This window comes from Bradyrhizobium sp. Ses1, assembly GCF_059512365.1.
This window is the reverse complement of record NZ_JCAMOQ010000068.1, coordinates 18911-38572: the sequence shown is the minus strand read 5'-3', so window position 1 is coordinate 38572 and position 19662 is coordinate 18911. Positions and strand designations below refer to the sequence as shown.

At 57.3% G+C, this 19662-nt stretch carries 14 protein-coding genes and 5 pseudogenes; 5 read left to right on the top strand and 14 right to left on the bottom strand.

The genetic code is table 11. The features are described from left to right. Positions 1-192 precede the first annotated feature (192 nt). Positions 193-480: a phasin family protein gene (locus AC5ZG5_RS41465; RefSeq protein ID WP_456646432.1), complete on the bottom strand. Its 288-nt coding sequence runs from the start codon at positions 478-480 to the stop codon at positions 193-195. 72 nt (positions 481-552) lie between these two features. Here AC5ZG5_RS41465 and AC5ZG5_RS41460 point away from each other — a divergent pair, with 72 nt between their 5' ends. Beyond that, positions 553-912 (top strand): hypothetical protein, encoded by a 360-nt coding sequence (locus tag AC5ZG5_RS41460; RefSeq protein ID WP_456646459.1) that lies wholly within the window; start codon positions 553-555, stop codon positions 910-912. A gap of 112 nt (positions 913-1024) precedes the next feature. Here AC5ZG5_RS41460 and AC5ZG5_RS41455 read toward each other — a convergent pair. The 4 genes and pseudogenes from AC5ZG5_RS41455 to AC5ZG5_RS41440 all read right to left on the bottom strand — a co-directional run. Beyond that, a pseudogene (locus tag AC5ZG5_RS41455) lies at positions 1025-1301 on the bottom strand (thioredoxin domain-containing protein); the annotation flags it as partial. A 57-nt stretch (positions 1302-1358) separates the two neighbouring features. Continuing rightward, a pseudogene (locus tag AC5ZG5_RS41450) lies at positions 1359-1415 on the bottom strand (hypothetical protein); the annotation flags it as partial. A 233-nt stretch (positions 1416-1648) separates the two neighbouring features. Next, complete coding sequence (locus AC5ZG5_RS41445; RefSeq protein ID WP_456646433.1) at positions 1649-3064, bottom strand: MATE family efflux transporter; 1416 nt, start codon at positions 3062-3064, stop codon at positions 1649-1651. Next, a complete protein-coding gene (locus AC5ZG5_RS41440) occupies positions 3057-9524 on the bottom strand; it encodes a non-ribosomal peptide synthetase (protein WP_456646434.1) in 6468 nt (2155 codons plus the stop codon). Before AC5ZG5_RS41440 ends, AC5ZG5_RS41445 begins: the two co-directional genes overlap by 8 nt. A 1805-nt stretch (positions 9525-11329) precedes the next feature. Here AC5ZG5_RS41440 and AC5ZG5_RS41435 point away from each other — a divergent pair. The 3 genes and pseudogenes from AC5ZG5_RS41435 to AC5ZG5_RS41425 all read left to right on the top strand — a co-directional run. Further along, positions 11330-11914: pseudogene (locus tag AC5ZG5_RS41435) on the top strand (transposase); the annotation flags it as partial. 25 nt (positions 11915-11939) lie between these two features. Next, a complete protein-coding gene (speD, locus tag AC5ZG5_RS41430) occupies positions 11940-12347 on the top strand; it encodes an adenosylmethionine decarboxylase (protein ID WP_456646435.1) in 408 nt (135 codons plus the stop codon). A gap of 1379 nt (positions 12348-13726) precedes the next feature. Then, positions 13727-13906 carry a hypothetical protein gene (locus AC5ZG5_RS41425; RefSeq protein ID WP_456646436.1) on the top strand — a complete coding sequence of 60 codons (180 nt, stop codon included), beginning with the start codon at positions 13727-13729 and terminating at the stop codon, positions 13904-13906. Here AC5ZG5_RS41425 and AC5ZG5_RS41420 read toward each other — a convergent pair whose 3' ends face one another. After that, entirely contained in the window at positions 13907-14068 is a 162-nt protein-coding gene (locus tag AC5ZG5_RS41420; protein WP_456646437.1) for a hypothetical protein, read from the bottom strand. Positions 14069-14195: 127 nt separating this feature from the next. Here AC5ZG5_RS41420 and AC5ZG5_RS41415 point away from each other — a divergent pair, with 127 nt between their 5' ends. Further along, entirely contained in the window at positions 14196-14369 is a 174-nt protein-coding gene (locus AC5ZG5_RS41415) for a hypothetical protein (RefSeq protein ID WP_456646438.1), read from the top strand. A 446-nt stretch (positions 14370-14815) separates the two neighbouring features. Here the strand turns inward: AC5ZG5_RS41415 and AC5ZG5_RS41410 are convergent, their stop codons facing one another. The 8 genes and pseudogenes from AC5ZG5_RS41410 to modA form a co-directional block, all read right to left on the bottom strand. Next, positions 14816-15544, bottom strand: a complete 729-nt coding sequence (locus tag AC5ZG5_RS41410; RefSeq protein WP_456646439.1) for a spermidine synthase — start codon at positions 15542-15544, stop codon at positions 14816-14818. Between the two features lie 76 nt (positions 15545-15620). Further along, positions 15621-15748, bottom strand: a pseudogene (locus tag AC5ZG5_RS41405) (IS3 family transposase); the annotation flags it as partial. A gap of 264 nt (positions 15749-16012) precedes the next feature. Continuing rightward, entirely contained in the window at positions 16013-16282 is a 270-nt protein-coding gene (locus AC5ZG5_RS41400) for a transposase (RefSeq protein ID WP_456646440.1), read from the bottom strand. A gap of 69 nt (positions 16283-16351) precedes the next feature. After that, positions 16352-16903 carry an alkylhydroperoxidase, AhpD family gene (gene ahpD, locus AC5ZG5_RS41395; RefSeq protein ID WP_456646441.1) on the bottom strand — a complete coding sequence of 184 codons (552 nt, stop codon included), beginning with the start codon at positions 16901-16903 and terminating at the stop codon, positions 16352-16354. 6 nt (positions 16904-16909) lie between these two features. Then, the gene (locus AC5ZG5_RS41390) at positions 16910-17464 is read right to left on the bottom strand and encodes a peroxiredoxin (RefSeq protein ID WP_456646442.1); all 555 of its coding nucleotides are present in this window, start codon (positions 17462-17464) and stop codon (positions 16910-16912) included. Between the two features lie 383 nt (positions 17465-17847). Continuing rightward, positions 17848-18257 (bottom strand): annotated as a pseudogene (locus AC5ZG5_RS41385) (DUF2478 domain-containing protein); the annotation flags it as partial. A gap of 15 nt (positions 18258-18272) precedes the next feature. Beyond that, entirely contained in the window at positions 18273-18494 is a 222-nt protein-coding gene (locus AC5ZG5_RS41380; protein WP_456646443.1) for a hypothetical protein, read from the bottom strand. A 235-nt stretch (positions 18495-18729) separates the two neighbouring features. Then, positions 18730-19440 carry a molybdate ABC transporter substrate-binding protein gene (gene modA / locus AC5ZG5_RS41375; protein ID WP_456646444.1) on the bottom strand — a complete coding sequence of 237 codons (711 nt, stop codon included), beginning with the start codon at positions 19438-19440 and terminating at the stop codon, positions 18730-18732. Positions 19441-19662: the final 222 nt, after the last annotated feature.

The window sequence follows — 19662 nt, the reverse complement described above, 5'->3', positions numbered from 1 at the left end:
TCATCATGCGCTCCGTCTATCAAACGGAGCAGCCCCTTCCAACTAAGCACGTGGTCCCACAATCGGGGTCCATTTCAGACGCCGTTAGAAAAAAGATTGCGATCGCAACGTGACTGCGCCAGGTCGATAGAGGGACGATATTGATTGTAAGCCCGCCTCAGCGCGACAAGTTGCCTCTCAAACCGCAGTCCATTACCGCCTCTTTGCATTGAAGGTATCGAACATTTTCCATCCGTCAATGAGCGATTTCGACCACGACCGCTGCGCGAAGTCCCATTGGCACTTGAGCGCTTCGGAAGAGCTTGTGCAGCCGGCAAGACTCGTCAGGTAGTCGGCTTGGTCCTGTAGGCGGGAAGCTGCAAATCCCAATACTTCCTTTGCTGCCACTGCGGACATCTTCCTTTGCATTTCATTAAATGATCTTAGCAATTCGGGAGGCGTAAACGGACCGTCGGATCCAGCTGTGTTTTCCTTTGTCATAGGTGCTCCTAATGATCGGGATCGGTTTTCCGGGTTTATTGCAGATCGAAGTGAACTCGCGATTGAGGTTGAGTGAACCGTGCTAGTTTATCTAAAAAGTTCGATCACTTCCTTGATCAGAATCAAACCGCTGGCGCTTTTACGCCATGCCTTCCTAGAGGGGGCATTCTCACCAGTGTTTTCCGACTGGAGCGCGGCGGCAAGGATGGGCGCGTGCGGCAGTTCCGATCGGCCGACGCTGTTGCGGCCTGTTCGACAAGCGCGGCGAAGAGTGGCGCATTGAGCATTGTGGTATTCGACTGGGCCGAGGAGCAGTCGTTGCAGCCTCAGACCGAGGCCGCGCGCTGTGGCCGGCGCCTGCTGACTGGAGCGCAGCCATCCGACGATCCGGTTTGCGAAACTCCGGCCGCCGCCCTCGATCGCCGTATGTAGGATCCGCGTGCTCGCTCGTGTCAGGTCCGCGCACATCATCGCGCAAAGTTGAGTCTGACGTCCTTGAAATCGGGAATTGGTTCTTCAATTGCTCAATCGACATGATGCCTCTAGCAACTTTCAGCGTTTCGCCGCCGATCTCGCGGTTGCAAGGGCAGAGCTCGTCAGTCTGCAGGAGCATCCAGCATGCGCAGCGTGTCCGTCGGGTTGCGGCCGACATTGAGGCTCGTCGCGTAGACATGCTGGATCGTGTTGTCTGGATCCACGATGAATGTGGAGCGATAGGCGACGCCCTCCGGCCAACGCACTTCAAGGCCATCGACCAGGCCGCCCCTGGTGTCGGCAAACTGCCAGATCGGCAGGTGGTCCAGGTCCTTATTCGCGCGCCGATGTAGGCCGCTCGTGATCGGGCAAGGAGGAACGCCTAACTCGGATAACGCTGCTCTTGCACAGGCAGGTCCGACGCGAATCTCACGCCTTCTGCTGTCGAGGGCCGTGGCCACCGCCCTTTCTTCCGCGGGCAGGAGTTCAGCTCCGCCGTTCCAGTACCGGGACAGGTTCGCACAGCAACGTCCCCGACGCCAGCAGCTGACCGCTCGATCGCGAGCGCCGCCGCTCAAGCCCGCTGCTACAGCTACTTGGCTCTTGCACGCTACGGTCAGTCATTTTCTTGCGCAACACCTCGCCGGCTATGTAGGCTCAATGCTCTGGGCCCCCGATGATCTCCCTTGGCAGGTCAACCCGCGATCTCGCTCTTGAAGGGGGGCCGGAGCGCTCGTCTGAGCTCAGCGAACTGGTAGAACATGACGAACAGCGCGATCATTCCGGCGCCCAGTTCAGCGACTGCTTGACTGGCCAACAGTCCGTTGAAACCCCATATGACCGGGAATAGCAGTACGGCCGGTATGAAGAGATAGCCCTGCCTCGCCATGGATACAACCGCACTGAGGCGTGCTCTCCCGAACGACTGAAGCGTCGTCGTCACGAAACTCTCAACACCAAAAAGTCCAAAAAAGAGATGGAAGACGATACAGCTCGAGACGGCAATTTCCGTGACCTTATCGCTATCGCTGAACAGCCTGACCAAAGGCCGGGCAAAAATCACAACGGCCGCAGAATACGCAACGGAAAGAGCGGCAGTGATGGAGAGCACGAATTTCGCAGCCTTCAGTACACGAGCAAAGTCGCGTGCGCCCCAACCGAAACCCAGGACAGCTTGAGAGCCGATACAGAAGCCGGTGATAGGCAATGCGCCGATCGTCAAGATTCGCACAGCTATTCCCACGGCGGCGATGTAATCGTCGCCGAACGGCGCAGCAGCTCCGTACAAGAGCATAACAGCAATAGCAGATAAAATACTGGTCATGGTCGCCGGCGCCCCTATGAACGCGAGCTGTTTGATGCAATCTGCTCGCAGCGAGATGTGAGATATCCTAACGAGGACTATCCCGCGAAGCTTCGTAAAATACGCGATATACAGGCTAATAGCAGCGATCTGAGATACTAGCGTTGCGAGCGATGCGCCTCGCACACCGAGGTTCAGTAAGAATATGAAGATGGGATCAAGCGCAGCGTTCAGTATGAAGGCGGTAATCATCGTCCACATGCTGAATCGTGTGTTGCCTTCAGCTCTGACGATGAAGCCGTTGACGATGTTTAGAAGCATCAGGGTGTACCCGAACAAAAGCGTCGCCGCGTAGTCGAGCGCCACGGGCATTATGGTTGGAGTTGCCCCGAGCGTAACGAAGATCCATTGCAGGTTTAGAAGCAGGGCGATGGTAAGCACGATACCGATCGGAGCGGCGAGCGCGAGTGCAGTACTCGCGCCTCGACTCGCCTCCTGGTAATCACCAGCGCCAAGATGACGAGATATGAACGACGCTGTTCCAACACCGAGCCCCTGTCCGGCTGCCGCGAGCAGGACCACGATCGGCAAGGTCATGCTGACAGCTGCGATCGCCTGCGCGCCAAGTGCGCCAACAAAGATCGCGTTGACGACCTGCTGTAACGCGTGGATCGATAAGCCAACAACAGACGGAATGGCGAGCCGCAGGATTAGGCTCGAGAGATTGGGGTCCGATAGATCGCTGTTTTTCTTTGGCAAGACATCGCGATCGCTCTCGACGGCGAATTCCGCATCCGGCTCATTCATGAATGAAAGTGTCGCAAGCTCTTCCGAATTCGCTGATCGTCTGCAACAGCTCCTGTTGCAACACCCTGCAAAGATTGCGGGTCACCTCATAACCGACCTGGGTTGGATCATACCTCGTTTCTATGTGTAGATGGCCGGCTTGATACCCGACATCGAACCAGAAGAGGTGAATCGCGGCCGCTTCATCCATGTCTTCGCCGATCCACAGTGGAGAAGGTTCCTTGCCTAGGAGACGACGCGGAAAATGGCGCTGCAGACCCGCTCGATAATTCAATCCAATTCTGGGTAAGGGGAGGCGATCGATCCGGCTCCGCACGGCTGAATCTCGGTTTAAGAATTTCATGGCCCGAAAGCCTATCCCCCTGCGCGGCAGGGCATTGCGCTGGCGGTATATTGAACGAGCACGATCGAGACGGGGCTCGGTTCCGGTGAGACTCAAGGGAAGCGGAACGAGCTCGCTGATATGGCCGATTATCTGAGATGGATCGAGATCGTCAAACAGCCGACCTCGGGTTGAGGTAAGGCTATCAATCCAGAGCGAATAGTTGCCGAAAACGCGTCCAAAGGCGCCAGATAGGGCGGCAAGAAACACATCAAAATCCTGACAATGCGCCGATCTGGTTGCAATATTGAGGAGATCAGCTGTCGCTTCTTTATCAATCTGGAAATGATACGTGGCCTGATCTTCCCAAAGGGATCGGCAATTTGCTTCATCCATGCGGCCTTCAAGACATGCAGAGCGAAGCTCTCTCGCGGTCACTTTCGAAAAGCTGGCGCCGCCCAACGAAGTGTCGCTGACGTGCAAATTGAACCGATGGTAGTCAATGCTCTCCCAGTATTTGAGCTCGGCGGGCGCTTCGCTGTTCGCGTAGTGCTCAAGGCGCTTCAACCATGGAGAGAGCCTTTGAATGTTCTCGGGACCACTCACGGCGTGGCCTGAGGTAAGGGCGTTGTACGCCGCATCCAATGCTTCCAGGAACAGTCGGTAGCCTATCCCGTCCGCTACAAAATGATGCATCAGGACCAGCAGATAGTAATCGCCGCTTTCCGATGTGCGAAACACTGTGACGTTAACAAGAGGCGTCTGGCCGTCAAACCGAAACGTATGTTGACGTCTTGCTGAGATGCTCTCGATTGCCTTGCGCTGCTGTAGGCCGGTCATTCCGACAAGATCGATCTCCTCCACGAAGCGTTCGGCCACGGAAGGTCCGATTGTCGGGCGTAGACCATCCTCGGTTCGGGCAATACGGAGTCTGAGGCCTTCGTGCCTATCCATGACATGGGCAAGAGCGCGCTCCAGGATTCGGATATTCAGGACGACGCCGGGCAAGAAGAATAGATCGCCGATGTTGAAATGCTCATCGAAGCCGACAAGACGGTTCCAAGATGAGATTGCGGGGGTAACTGGCAATGAGCCATCCCCGGAAGGGGAGCTATGGAGTGTAGCCGCCGCTTCGTCTGCCGCCAATTCCCTGATGGTCGGTGTTCGATAGAGTTGGTCCACAGTGAGATTCAGCCCCGCTTTGCGCGCCAGCGTGACGCAGCGCACGCTCAGAAGAGAGTCTCCGCCGACATCAAAGAAGCTCTGATCGATTCCGATCCACTTGGCGTCTAGTAGATCCTGCCAGATCCCAGCAAGAATACGCTCCTTCCTCGTGCGGGGTTCAGCAGATGGAACAGGCCCGACCTCTCGGTAAGGAACGGACGACAGGCGAGCACGATCTATCTTTCCGCTCGCCGTAAGGGGGATACTGTCAACCAAACGGAAGGCGGCAGGAATCATATAGGACGGCAACGTGTGGCGCAGGTGGGTGACAATATCTCCAGAGCTTAGACCGTCGCGAGCCGGAACCACGCTAGCGATCAAGCGACGATGGTCATCCACGCCTTCTGCGACGACCGCGGCCTTTGCGATTGCCGGATGAGACTCAAGCGCCGTTTCGACCTCCTCCAGCTCGATGCGAAAGCCCCGTAGTTTGATCTGGTTGTCCGATCGGCCGCAGATCTCGAGAAGGCGGCTGGTTGAGATGCGTGCGATATCGCCACTTCGATAAAGAACGCTGTATTGTCCGTCATCATACGGATTCGGTACAAAACAGCGGTTGGTCCGATCTTGATCCCGCCAGTACCCAGCGCTCACGCAGCGTCCCGCGATGCAGAGTTCGCCGGCGGCTCCAACAGGAACTCTCTTCAACTGGGCGTCGAGCACGTAGAGTTTGACGTTATCGATTGGGCGCCCAATGGGGACCAGCGACGAGCCGTCGTCGGCATCCGATGTTTCGTAGACTGCTGCATTGGATGCACATTCCGTAGCACCATAGAAGTTCCACAACGGCACGTCCGGGAAAGACGCACGCCAGCGAACGGGGAGCGAGGAAAGCATCGGTTCGGCGCTGCTTGTGACCAACCGCAAGGCGGTCGGCCGCGGGTGCCGTTCTTGGCAAGCAATGAGGCCCGACAGGAGTGGCGGCGAGGCAAAGAAGTGTGTCACGCGACGTCTCGCCAACGTGCCCAACAACAGATGTGGATCCAGCAACTGCTCTTGGGTCAGGATCAGCGTGGCCACACCTCTCAGAAGCCCCCCAAAGTACTCCCAAGCGGACGCAACAAGCGAGGCGGACTTCTGGACGACCATCACGTCGGTAGTGTCGAAGGGAAAGCGTCGCCACATCCAGTTCAGTCGATTGAGAATTGCCGATTCCGGTATAAGAACCCCCTTCGCCTTCCCGGTTGAGGACGACGTGTATATAAGGCTCGCAATTCCCTGCACTGATGGTTTGTCGCTGCACTCAAGATCGTGCGCGGGCGCGCCGCGCCGTTCTAGCGTCAATAGACAAATCGACGGCGTGTCAAAACCAACGCCAGAGGTATTTGCGTGAACCAAAAGCTTTGCCTGACTATCTCGCAGGATATGTTCGATCCGATCACGCGGATAATCCGGCGATATTGGGACAACAATGGACTGCAAGGCTCGTGCCGCAAGAATAACAGCGGCCACGTCAGGCGACCGGTCGACCAGCATGGCGACCATATCGCCAGCCCTCACGTCCGAAGCCCGCAGTAACGACCTGATAGCTGTTACGCGCTCACGCAGGTGGCCGAATGTGATCTCACCGAAATCACCAAAATATGCCACCTGGCTGGGATTAGAGACGCTGATTTGCTCGAACGCTTCGACAAGCGGACATTCAGTCTCATATGGCTGCGCCGAGCCATCCAGCGAGTCCAGCATCGTGACGTCTGACGCGCTGAGGCAGCTCAGATCTTTAATGGGCGAAAGCGGCTTCTCAACGCAGGCTGCAATCAGACAGCGCAGATTGTCGGCCATGCGGACGATCAGATCGCCGGAAAATATGTCTTCCGCATACGCCAGCTGGAGGGCAATTTCATCGCCCTGATCTTGTGCGTACAATGTCAGATCGAATTTTACATAGCCGGTCTCATATTCGCGGAATGTCAGATCCAACTCATGTTGGCCAAAAGGCTCCGCGGCCTCGGAGTACATGTTGAACATGACCTGGAAGATCGGCGACCGTCCGGCTTCGCGATATAGCCGCGTATCCCTTACCATCCAGCCGAATGGATATGCCGAATTTGCGATGGCATCGCTGACCAGGCCCTGGATGCGCAAGGCATGCACCGCAAAGGACTGGCCGACATCGATCGCGGTGCGGATCGGTAGCATATTCAGAAAAAAGCCAACAATTTCGGCGCTGCCAGGTTGATCCCTTACGACGTGCGGTATGCCAACGATAATATCGTCCTGGCTGCTATACATCCGCAGCAGCAGCTTGAAACATGCGAGGAGGGTTGTCGACGTGGTGCACCTATGTCGGCGCGCAAACTCCCGTACCTGATTGGAGAGCTCGCTGCCGAGCAACACCGCATGCGAAGCGCCGCGGTAGGAATTTGTCTGCGGCCGCGCTCGTCCCGTTCCAAGCGAAAGCACCGGCGGATCATCACCAATCTGACGACGCCAATAGCTACGTTGGTTGGCCAGCGCCTCTGGAGTAACGTGTTGTGCCTCCCAGACCGCGTAGGTCGAGAGTGACGCGCGGTTCTCTGGCAAGAACGCCGCGGCATCTGCGTACCTTTGTCGAAGATCCCTAAGCAGAACAGAGATCGACCAGGCATCGATGATAATTTCGTGAGCGGTGATCAGTATGAGATGGTTGTCAGGGCCAAAACGGATCATGCGCGCACGAAACAAATGGCCTTGTCTGAGATCAAAGCTGTCGTTCAGCTCTGTTCGCCGTAACTCAGCGATCAGCTCCTCAGCTTCCTGCGCCGTGAGATGAGATGCATCAGCCAATTCAAGACTTGCGCATTGCGAAGCATCAAAAAGTTGAACCGGACCGTCCTCGTCGATAAAGCGCGCCGAAAGTGCCTGATGGGAATGAACGACATCGGTCCAGGCGCGATTGAACGCGGCCAGATCGATGATGCCCCTTATTCGCAGGCCGCCTTGAATGATGTAGTTCCTGGCGGACGGATCGAGCTGCGAGAGAAACCATAGGTGCTCCTGAACTCGCGTCAGAGGCGATCGCGTAAGCTTTCCGTGCGTCGGGGCTGTGCACGGTTTGGATTCGGCTCGAGCCGAGATCGAAGCCGCAAGAGATCGGATCGTTCCATTCAGGACGAGCCTGAAATCCGTTCTCACTCCAAGCTGGGTCTGCAACTGGCCCAATATGAGCATTGCCCCGAGCGAATCTCCGCCGAGGTTTATGAATTGGTCATTCACGCCAATGTTCTCGATACGCAGAACGCCGGACCAGATTTGACACAGCTGGGCTTCGAGCTCTGTTTGCGGCCCCTCGAATGGCGTCGGCAGTGAAGGGCGAACACTGGTCGGGTCCGGCAATGCTCCAAAATCGACCTTTCCGTTTCTGGTCAGTGGAATACCGCCGATGTGGATGATCCTTTCTGGGAGCATGTAGGTGGGAAGCGCTTCGGCAAGAAAGTTCTGAAGCTCGCCTTCCGCCACTTCAGCCGGAGCCGACACATACGCGATGAGTCGTTTCGATCCAGTTTCCCCCTCGGCCCTGGTTATGTCTCTCGCCGTAAGCTTTACGCCTGCGCAGACGGAGGCGACCGCAACGGCGCCACGTACCAAATGATGAGCGCAGAGGCGGGCCTCGATTTCTCCCAACTCAATTCTGTGCCCGCGGATTTTGACCTGACGGTCCCGTCGACCAAGACATTCCAAAAGGCCATCGGAACGAACGCGCCCGAGATCACCTGTCCTGTATAGGCGCTGGAAGGACGGGTCGTTTGAGAACGGGTTTGGCCCAAAGGCATCCTTGGTGCGGACATCATCATTGACGTAACCAGCAGCGACACCAACGCCGCTAACACAGATTTCGCCGACCTCTCCAGTGTTGCATAGCCGCGGTCCGTCGGCGACATAAACCTCAAGGTTAGAAACCGGTTTGCCGATCGGCACATAAGCGTCAGCCGGCGCAGGCGGTACGGAAACCAGATGATGCGTAACTCCGTCCGCGCACTCGGTCGGCCCGTAGTGGTTAAGAATGGCGACCCGGGGATATAAGGCAAGCCACGCGCGCGCCAGTGCGGGTGTTAGAGGTTCTCCGACCATAGAAATAATCCGCAAACTGTCCAGAGCTCGCTCAGCGGCCACAAGCGACTGCAGATATTCAACAAATATTGCAAGCATCGACGGAACGAATTGAACAACCGTCACGCCATAGCCTTGAATTGCTTTGAGAAGGGACACCGGCGATTTCATTGTCGCATCATCAATAATCGCGATACAACCTCCGACGCAAAGCCCTGCCAGAAGCTGCCACAGCGAGATGTCAAAGCAGTGCGATGCCGTCTGCGCGATGCAATCGGTCCGAGTGAGGGTTAGGGCATCAATCTTTGCCACCAAATGATTGTTTAGGGCTGCGCACTCGATCATTGCGCCCTTAGGCTGGCCCGTTGAACCAGAGGTAAATAGAATGTAGGCGAGTCCATCCTCGTTCGATGATGGCACAACGGACGAAGTCTGGCCCTCGCGCAGCGCCGCCTCTATCGCCATGAATTGCGTGGTGCCTTTGCTGCTCGCCTGGAATAGGCTGAGCGAATCCAGCTGGTCCGGGCCAACAATCAGCGCGCAGCGACTCTGCTCGATCATGAATAATGTACGCGAAGCCGGTAACGATGGATCGAGCGGCAGGTACGTTGATCCAGCCTTCAAAATTGCGACTACCGCCGTCGCCCAGTCGAGGTCCCGCTCACCCCAATAGCCGACGACCGCGCCGTGAGCGCCTCGCTCTCGTAACGTCGCTGCGAGGGCATCCGATCTTAATCGCAGCGCATTGTAGGTGAGTTCGTCTGCGCCGTACCTCAGCGCAACCCTCTCCGGATCAGATCTTGCAAGGCCATCGATCGCTGTGATAGCGGTAATCGGTTCACGTTCCACAAGCTGATTTTTGCCTGATCGAGTTTCCGTAGGCATACGCGTCGCGCCATTCGTCGCCTTCTGCGGCCCTTAAATCAGAACACCGCGGGTCAGTCATAGTGTGCTGCTTTGCCCGTTTCTTTGCTTCTCGCCCTTTGCGTCCACTACTGTTTCCTCGATGATCGGCAGGGGAACACGGCCGGACGCTAGGATCTCAGGTTGGCGTTGGCATCTACCGGATCTTGTAGTAGACGCGCGATAGTCTGCATGGCACCCGCAGCCAACGCGCCCAGAGACTCGTTCCGGCTTGTGATTTCTTGCATTTGTAGGCGCATGGATGACGTTCGGTGTTCTCCTCATGAAAGCCACTTGACGCTCGCCGGCTACAGGTCGCCCGCGGCGACCAAGCGGTGACATCGATTGTACAAGCACCACCACAGAGGCGTGTTACCGTTTTCCACGAGTTCGGCCTCGTTTTCATAGCCGCTGAAGGGCAGTCGTTCAGTGCTCAAATGTTTGCCGCTCTTGGGTATAACTAGATGAGTATGGGCAGCGTAACGAGTCGTGGGCGTGCAGAACCATTCACCGCGAGGTCGTTGGTCTGCTGATGTTTGTAGCCGTCCGCCTTGGTGCACACGAAAACGCGCTCAGAAGCGTTCGCTGTGGACGGCAGGCGACGTCCAGTCTACGCCGAAATGGCGTACCGTACCGGCTTTCCGAACTGGAAGTGAATTGCGGGTAGCGCCTTCGCTTAGTCTCCACGCGATGCATGCTCGGCAACTCCTTTTCGCGCGTCAAAGAAGGTTCCGTCTCGCCGTCTAGAGCAGAACCGATACGAATAATGTTGCGGCAAAGCGCTTAGCACTACCGGCGAAGCCGGAGCCGGACTGTTCTATCGCGCGGGTATTTCGTGGTAAGCTGAAAGACGCTGATGGAGCCTTTCCTGCGCGTGCCGCGTTGCGTCACCCATTGCTCGTGACGATTTTTCCGACAAGCCGGACTTCGATAACGCGCGGCGTAGCCGATGAGATCCCTGTACGCGTAGACGGGTCCAGGCCCGGCTCCGCTCGTCGGTAATATCCAAGGGCTTTCACCGTTTGGCATGAGCCTTGATAGGTGAGATCGAAATTCTGTCCGGGCGAAAAACCTCTCGTTCTACTGCAACAGCGAGAAAGGCGGCGTCCTACTGCGCAGCATACTGTCGGAGGCTACAGCGCGATTGTCAGCTTCAAGACCATTGTCCACAACCTGACGCGTGCACCCGGTACCAAGTAACTGGAGACCCCAATTTCCAAGCGGCACGCTGCTTGCTTCATTCGCGGTGCCATTACCGATTGCCAGCTCGAAGGCGCTCGGTTGTGGATCGGGAAAGCGCCGCGAGTGTTTGATGCGATCTGGAGTTCGTTCTTGGGGAGCGACAACGGTTGCGCTGGTCGAAAGCGGTGCAGCCAATTCGGCGGACCTTGGGCCAGCAGCACAGGTGCCACCGGCCCTGCGGAGCTGGTCCGGAGGATGTATTGGCGGGCACGTCGACCGTGGTTACGGCCAAAAATCCTTCAGCAATCCCTACGGTCCGTCCGTTTATGGCGTCGTCAATACTCCTGTGTTTCTGGCAGGCGGCCGGATCGGCTACAACTGGCAGAGGAATAGGTCGGTGTTTGGCCCCAAGCTCGATGCCAGCGGTGCAGTCTCCAACGGCACAAATACCTGCCTTGCCGACTCCGTGAGCGCAAACTGCAAGGCAAATCTAAACGTCTTTGTCGCTGGGGCGGGTCGCTTCGGTTACGCGTTTGGCGCGCAGGGCCACACGCTGGCCTACCCGAAGCGACGCGTCGCTTGGCAAAACAATCGAGGCGACGTCATCAATAACAACGAGTTTGGCCAATGTCGGCGTCGGCGCGCCCGACTTCCACAAGGCGCTCGACGAGGTCGTTCCCGGCACACGCCACCAGCGAGGCTGGGTGCACAAGACCGTGAACGTCCTGGACATGGTCCCACTCTCCGTGCAGGCCACCATGCAAGAAGGAATTGTGCGAGGTCCATCGGGCGCGAACCGAGCGTCCTCCGAAGCGGTGGTCGACGTCTTCGCCGAGAAGTATTGCGCCAGTACGGCCGGGCGGTCGAATGCCTGGTCAAGGATCGCGACGCACTGCTGGCCTTCTACGATTTTCTTGCCGAACGTTGGGATCACTTGCGCAGCACCAATCCCATCGAGAGCGTGTTCGCCATCGGGCCATACAGGACCGTGCGGACGAAGGGCTCCTTGTCGCCAACCACCGGCGATGGTGTTCAAGCCGGTGGTCGCCGCATCAAGGGCCTGGCGGCAGCTGAAAGACACAAATCAGTGGCCGAAGGTCGTCGCAGTTGTCGGATTCAACGATGGCATTGAGGTCATCCAAGTGTCGGAAAACCAAGCGCCTGATCACCTTCACCTAGATCCCGAATAGCTCAGCTTATTGGGCCGATAATTCAATGGATGATTTCTTAATGACTATTGATAACGAGAAGGAAGCCCCACCGGCTCTGTCCACCGGTGCGACGCATTTGCTCATCGAGTTATGGGGAGCGAAGAACCTCGACAATCCCGCCATTGCGGAAGACGCAATCCGAAAAGCCATCCGTGCGGCGAGTGCGACATTACTCCACCTTCATGTTCATGAGTTTTGTCCAGGTCACGGCGTCTCCGCAATAGCCCTGTTGGCTGAATCGCACATGACCTTACATACTTGGCCTGAGAGGTCTTATGCGGCCGTTGATGTTTTCGTATGTGGCGACAGCGATCCTGCGAGCGCCGTGCCGGTTCTGGTTGAGGCCTTTCAGCCCGAACAGTCTGACGTTCGCAGCTTCCGGAGAGGTGTGTCAGCCAAGCCAACGCGTTGAAGCAGATGGTCGATTTGCTTGGATAGCCGGTCATGTTTCCGGCCGCCCCCGTGAGGTATCGAGCTCACCGCCGCAATCGAAAAGCATCTTGGGCTAACCTTAGAATAAAGCTCCATCGCGTTCCGACCCTCAAGGGGTTGAATTTGCTAAGGTTTTCTGGCGCTGTCATCGGCCATGCCTTGGCGCCGCAAAAAAGGAAATTCATCCTAAAGTGGCAGCAGTGGTTTCCCGGATTTCCGGCTATCATAGCTCAGCGTAAAAGATATCAAGCAAATGCTCGCGTGCGTATAGGAGCTGCGGCAGTGGGAATTTCCAGGAACCGACGATTGCTAGTGGAACAATACTCGTCGGATCTACTCGAACAGCTTGCCGAGCTGGAGTGGTTGCGAGAGCAGGTTAGGCAAGCCGAAACGTTGGATCCGAAGCAACTCTTGGCTCAATTCGAAGCTTACCGGAAACAGAAAACGACCACGGCCCGGCAGCGCCGACGACTAGCATCCTGATTAAGAACGTGCGGCTGAAGCTCTGGTGCAGGATTGTTCACATCACCTCCGGACTCACCCATTTGTGGGCGTGATCTCCTGGAGTCCGCGCCTAGCTAGCGCTCAGAGCGATCGCTGCCACCGCCAGCGAACCGCAAATCGCGAGGTGTCCTCAACCGGGTGTGTGGAGGTTCTGGCCACTCGTACCTTGTGACCAGCTTTAACAGGCGTTCCCTGATCCAGGGATCGGCTTTTTCCGCCAAGTCCCGCACTAAGGCAGCACGGTTGCTTCGGAATTGTTCATCCACGACAATACCTCCTGACGCAACAAACTCGAATGTAAGGCAGGCGCGGGACGCAGGGAAGATAGTCCGCCGCCAATCCTGTGAATTGGGGGCGGCAGAGGACCCCCACCCATATCTTTGGGCTAGGACTGATGGATATTTGCCGCTAGTACTTCCGGCGTGGCGCGCATCCTCAGCCCCCAGCCCCAGATGACGCGTCACCACCGAAACGGCCCCAGTTTCAGCGCTGGGGCCGTTTTTTGCATGGCTAGTCCACCACAGCCTCACCGGCGCGCCGACCTTGTCACGCCGCCGAGTTATTGGAACAGGCAACCCCCAGTTTTCCGCGCCGCTCATCTTGTTTTCGCGCTCATTCTGGGTTGGGCGGCTGGCAGCGATCAAAACTGCCCAATGGTGTAACAGCTACCACTGACGGTCGTCGACGATGCGACTCCTATTTTCAATCGCCGTACCGCCCTAAGGGAGTACACATCGAAACCGCGCACTGGCGCTGCTTCAGGCCAGAAGACGTGAGGTTCTCGCTGATGTTCATCGCATTCCTGGCAACCACCGTTGCGATCGTCCATGGAATGCGTCTCCTGGCTCGACGCCAGTGCATCAATACGTTCCGTCAGACATTTTGTACGGGGAGCCAAGAGCAGCGGCGGCCGATCTGTTCGTCTCGGGCGTGTTTGTGCTCGGCGTGCTGCTGACGTTTGTGATCGCGGCTTATGGGACGAAACCGGAGAAACACGACGAGCGCGAGGATGAATGGTGGCGGGCGATTAAGTGACTATTCGCCCGGCAGCACGACATATTCCGGCACATCTGCACTGCTCATCGGCGTCGTGAGCAAGTACGGCAGTATCTTCGAGAAATAGATCCGCTGACCGAAGTTTCCCGGATGGTGATGATCGTCACCATAGAAATCGATCGACTGTTTGCGCGTCCTCACCTGCTCGGACGCAGCATAAAAGCCTGACGGCGGGGCTCTCCGTCCCGGACACTCACCTCTATGAGGCTCCGCTTTCCTCCTCGCTAATGAGCGCGCATCGGACGGGGTCGATAGCGCGGAGGAGAACATGACGATCGAGGCCAAGCATCATCGAATTACGATTACGTTCATCAGCGTGAACGACAAATTTCGACGATCCTTCGATGGATCGATCGGTCTGACCCAAGCTCATCAGTCGCTTCTCAAAGCCTCGACCGGTTTGATCGAGCCGCTCGTTCACGCGGCCGAATTCCTCAAGTAAGTTCCAGCTGAACATGCTTCGATATCGAAATTCCTCTGCCATTTCATTGAAATTGCATCGCAGCGTGGATAGCTCGGTGGAAGGGGCCAAGTCAGAAGCCGCTAAGTTTGAAAATGGGCGCATCAACAAAGAGTCAGTGTGTGTCTGAATATTGTCCGAGGGGCGGAATATGGCTCAACAAGATCTCTCTTCAACAAACGAGCCGAACAGAAAATGCACTTATTCAACGTGCTTCCTCAGTCAGTTGAGCGAGTCTCGCATCAAGATCACCCATCTTGCCATCCTCAAAAATTGGACCGTTGGACGCAAGCAGCTTTTGAGCCTGCGCGCACTGAATGCAGCACGACTGGAAGAACGCACCTGTTAAGTGGGACAATGACGAACTGATTCGCTTCGAGATAGTCGAGTCCATTGCAGATGCGGAAAGATCCGCTGGAACGAACCAGTCAGACGCGATGAGAAATCCCCAACCTCTCAAGAATGAGGGAACAAAGTACGCTGTAGGTGTGAACTTCATTAAAGACGCTTTTCAATGTTCGTGCCAACATCGCGTGAGAATGACCGTCAGCAAAAGAAAATCTCAATGCCTGGACGCCAACAATACCGCCGGGTTTCAGCCGCTCTTTGATGCGCAGATAAAATTCGCGCGTGTAGAGAGCCAGCGACGGACTGTCAGAGACCAGATCGCTCAGGTCGATAATAACGACATCATACAGGCGTTGGTCGTTCTCGATGAACGCTCTGCCATCCGAAAAAATGATTCGACACCGAGGATCCTCAAATGCTCCTCGATGCCAGTCCGTCATGTGTTCCCGACATATGCTTATTAGTTCGCCGTCAATATCGACCATGGCTAAAGATTCCACGGACTTGTGACGGAGTGCCTGCCAAATGGTAGCGCCTTCACCTCCGCCAATAACGAGCACGTGCTTCGGTGTCGGATGCGCCAGCATCGCCGGTTGTACCAAGAGTTCGTGGTATAGCTCTTGATCTAAAGCTGCGCTCTGTATGATCCCGTCTAAGAAAAGGGTCTTTCCGTAATTGGCTGTTTCAGCGATGCACCGCTTGGAAAGATGTCTGGCCAACATAAAAGATGCGCCGCAAACAGTAGTTGTACGTATCATAATTGTCGCTACTTTCTGAGAAAGTGAGGTAGGTCGAATGTTGATTGTCATCACGCACCGCGTTCTCCTGAACTGAACCGCCCCGGGTTGCGGAGGCCATTTTAGTTGAGCTACATGGCCGGATGCCCAGCATGGCGTAGTAATGTTCCTCCGCTTCAGGCGGTGGAATGTTTCCGATCGGCTCGAGGAATCGCCGGTTGTTGAACCAGCGACCCATTCGGGGGCTGCGAACTCGAGCGGCTGGAACGAGCGCCACCGCCGCGCCATGAAATGGACCCGCGGAGCAGGACCGCTTGAGCCGGTTTGTTAGTTGGAAACTGACCGCTCCTGATTACTTCCTATTGCGCTGCCAGAGACGAGTCCCGCTCGGTCAGCTGCCACAAGCAGCGTGGAGGCTCCGATCCGGCCAGTTACCCAACCGAACGGCTTGCCAGCTTCCAGATCATCGACAACTCTCCGGGTGGAATCTTCCGCCACTGATGATGTTCGCATTCGGGGTGCACCCCAAATCCCGCATAGCTATGGAAAATCGCGCTCGACTGTCAGTTGTCCAATCCTGGCGTGCAGCTTTTCGATTTCGCGTGCGCGCGCTTCCTCACTCTCGCGCCGAACACGCGCATCAAAGACCCGCGCCGACTGTTCCGGCGGTTGTTTCTTCCAGGCACAGACCGGGTTCAGGTGAACTCCGTCGCCCTCGGCCAGATCGACCATCGTCGCCTGCTTCCGCGCGGCTTCAAGCACGATCTTTGCCTTCAGTGCCGCGTCGATCTTGCGTCTCATCTTCGTCATGATGCGCTCCGTCTATCAAACGGAGTAGTCCTTCCCACTAAGCACATGGTCCCAAAATCGGGGTTCATTTCAAAATCGCTCCACCGCCTGGGTCGCGCCGTGCCCGGCCGCGTCGATCGCGACCGCAACTGACTGCACGATCGCGGCAAGGCGGACCGCTGTCTGGATGACCGCCGTGCTGATGCCGGCCTCCCGCAGCGCCTTCTCATGCGCATCCATGCAGGCGCCGCAGCCGTTGATGGCGCTTACCGCCAGCGACCACAGCTCGAAATCGGCCTTGTCCACGCCGGGATTGCCGATGACATTCATGCGTAGCCGCGCCGGCATCGTCTTGTATTCCGGGTTGGAGGCGAGGTGAACGAAGCGGTAGTAGACGTTGTTCATCGCCATCACCGAGGCTGCGGATTTCGCCGCCGCGACCGCGGCCGGCGTCATCACGACAGCTGCCGCAGATTCCATCGCGGCGATCACCACAGGATTGCGGGCGGCAATTGCGGTGGCAAGCAGCAGCCCGTGTTTGCTCTGCGGTGATAGCGTCTCATCTGATATCATCGACGCCAGGTTCAGTCTGACGTCCTTGGCGAAATCGGGGATCTGGTCCGTCAACTGCTCAATTGACATGATGCCTCAAGCAACCTTCAGCGTTTCGCCGCCGATCTCGCGGTTGCAGGAGCAGAGCTCGTCGGTCTGCAGAGCATCCAGCACGCGCAGCGTGTCCTTCGGGTTGCGGCCGACATTGAGGTTGGTCGCGTAGACATGCTGGATCGTGTTGTCTGGGTCCACGATGAACGTGTAACGATAGGCGACGCCGTCCGGCGAACGCACTTCAAGACCATCGACCAGCCTGCCCTTGGTGTCGGCAAACTGCCAGATCGGCAGCTGGTGCAGGTCCTTGTGCGAGCGTCGCCAAGCGAGCTTGCAGAACTCGTTGTCGGTTGAGCCGCCCAGCACGACCGCGTCGCGGTCGGCAAAATCCTTCGCCAGCCGGGCAAACTCGGCGATCTCGGTTGGGCACACGAAGGTGAAATCCTTTGGGTAGAAGAAAATGATCTTCCATTTCCCAGGGAAGCTGTTTTCCGTCAGCGTCTCGAACGCGCTCTGCCCGCTCTCGTCGTGCAAGTGAAATCCGGGCTTCACGCCTGTGATTTCGAACGGCGGCAACTTACTTCCAATTCCCAGCATAATGTCCTCACAAGTTTGCTTCGCGCGGGAAGCGACGGTCCCGGCCTCGAGTCAAGCAAGCGATGTGCCACGAGATCTCGCGGTTCAGCTGGCGGAAATGCGACAATCGGATGCTCGTCGCGGCGATATCTCCGTCGTAATTGGGCCGAATGGTCCATTATCTTACGTCGATGACGGAGCATGATGCCGTGCGCATGCGGCAGCTTGCGTGCGCGCGAAACGATTAGCTCAAGCCAATGCTCGTAAGTTGGAAGGCCGAACAATCTTGGGCTTTTATAAAATGAACGTACCGCGGCAAATCCTGCAGGCCGTATGATCGCCCTCACGGCGCGCACGAGGACCTCCTCACGTGAGGTGGAGCGGGAGCCGGGACTGACGGTGTTTCATCGGTCGTGGTGGATGATCTGGGGCCCAATGTCGGCGATGCTCTCTCGGGCCGTGATGAACCTGTCGGATGGGATCTTCACTTTAATCCGTGACAAGATGGAGTGCGCGCGGATGCGCGCCAGGCGGCGGCCCATGTCGCGCCACCATCCCTCGACAACCTTCCGCTCGCAAAACAGCGTTCTGCCGACATCCCAGGTGAAAGTCCGCCAGTCAGCAAGGCATTTTTCCGAGACGGTGGTGAGGAGTGGCACGCTAGCGATGACCGCATCGACAAATTCGTCCCCCGGCCCGGTCTCCTGCTTGGAGAATTGTTAATCACGAGGAGATCGACGCGCCGCTTGGTCGCGCGGGCCACCACAACCGCGGCGTCGGCAAACCCACTAGCATCAAGCTTGCAGGATATGGCGCCGCTGCCGAGTGGCTAGCAGATCGAAATCTCGTGCCCTGTCGCAATGTCGAGCGCGAGCATGGTTTTCATCCTGTCGCGCCCTTCAGTTTTTTCTGAACAAAACCAATGACGTGCACGCCTTGCCGCATGAGACTCCTGGGCCAAGTCGGCGAGCAGCTTATAAGCATCCTGTTCCGACCGGTGGCGGATTGCCGCAACCCGCTTCGGATCGATGTCCGCGAGGGTGGTGATCATGGGCGTGATCCTCTAATTGCTCATTTCGCGCTCGGGCGCTTTGCCGGCGCGGGACGCGCGATACCTACTCTGGCGCTTCAGGGCCGTGAACCAGCGAGACGCCCTTTGACCTGGGCGAATACATCGATTCCCTGGTTGAGCCTTAGGCATAGCGAGCGGCGCGTTATGCCGCCGTGCTGGAGATCGCCGCGCCCACACCTTTAGCCGGTACGCTGAACTGCGCATGGACGCAAAGCTAGCGGAGTCTATCGTGCAGGTGACTTCGATCCGGCCTGGTGTGGCTGTCCTCACGCGCGTTCCTTGCGCTGCATTTCTCGATCAACGTTGCGGTGAGAATTACCGCAAGGCCGAACATCACCATGCCGGCGGCAAGCCAGCTTGGTAACGGAGGTCTTCCGGAGCGGCTTGACCACGAAAGAGAGCTCGTGTCCGCCCAGGATTGCGGCAAAGGTGAAGGTGAGGGTGCTTCCGGCCCAGAGAGATGCGAGGATCCCGCGACCAGCTTCGGCTGCATCAATTCACAGGCGCCCAGCGCTTTCACAGCGTGCTTAGTGGCTGCGCCATAACGCGCAGCAGCCGGATTATGGATCGACGGTTTTGCGAAAGCCTCCGCGTCGTTCACGAACTTCGGAGCCGAACTCCACAGCACGAGATTACAAGTCGCATCGGTGAAGCGGCATTCCGGAACGCAAGACCGTTCTCGACCAGATTGCTCGGGCGGCCTCGTCGGGCCGAGAAACACCCCAAAGGGCGCCCCTTGCGTCATCTGGTTGTAAAGCTGTCCGCTCGCGCCAAACCTCAACAGGGCCTCGCCCGGTCTTCTGCTTAAACGGCGCTGCAGCTCCTTGGCCGGCGCGGTGAAGTTCGCGGCGACCGCCACATCGACTTCCGCCGCTCCTGCATTTCCGGCCATAAGCAGGGTCAGAATTGAATTGATGAGGATCAATCGGCTAGCCTCATCGGGAAGTCCGGACGCCGCTGGGAACGCGTTAGCCGCGGCGGCTCTTTTCTTCTCATCCCAGCAATTGGCGTGCGGTTCAAGAACATGGCGCGCGCCTTTGCTTGACAAGAGTGAAACGCACATAGGGGCCAGCGTGCGCCGTCCAATGGCTCGGCCGCCTCGTCCGGCTTGCGATATCGGCCTCTTCAACTCCGCCTGCGTGGCACA

Excerpts from the sequence above, each read along its gene's own strand:
- AC5ZG5_RS41465 (WP_456646432.1), bottom strand. The coding sequence starts at position 480 with ATGACAAAGGAAAACACAGCTGGATCCGACGGTCCGTTTACGCCTCCC.
- AC5ZG5_RS41445 (WP_456646433.1), bottom strand. The coding sequence starts at position 3,064 with ATGAATGAGCCGGATGCGGAATTCGCCGTCGAGAGCGATCGCGATGTC.
- AC5ZG5_RS41440 (WP_456646434.1), bottom strand. The coding sequence starts at position 9,524 with ATGCCTACGGAAACTCGATCAGGCAAAAATCAGCTTGTGGAACGTGAA.
- speD (WP_456646435.1), top strand. The coding sequence starts at position 11,940 with ATGGATGATTTCTTAATGACTATTGATAACGAGAAGGAAGCCCCACCG.
- AC5ZG5_RS41415 (WP_456646438.1), top strand. The coding sequence starts at position 14,196 with ATGACGATCGAGGCCAAGCATCATCGAATTACGATTACGTTCATCAGC.
- AC5ZG5_RS41410 (WP_456646439.1), bottom strand. The coding sequence starts at position 15,544 with ATGACAATCAACATTCGACCTACCTCACTTTCTCAGAAAGTAGCGACA.
- AC5ZG5_RS41400 (WP_456646440.1), bottom strand. The coding sequence starts at position 16,282 with ATGACGAAGATGAGACGCAAGATCGACGCGGCACTGAAGGCAAAGATC.
- ahpD (WP_456646441.1), bottom strand. The coding sequence starts at position 16,903 with ATGTCAATTGAGCAGTTGACGGACCAGATCCCCGATTTCGCCAAGGAC.
- AC5ZG5_RS41390 (WP_456646442.1), bottom strand. The coding sequence starts at position 17,464 with ATGCTGGGAATTGGAAGTAAGTTGCCGCCGTTCGAAATCACAGGCGTG.
- AC5ZG5_RS41380 (WP_456646443.1), bottom strand. The coding sequence starts at position 18,494 with ATGATCACCACCCTCGCGGACATCGATCCGAAGCGGGTTGCGGCAATC.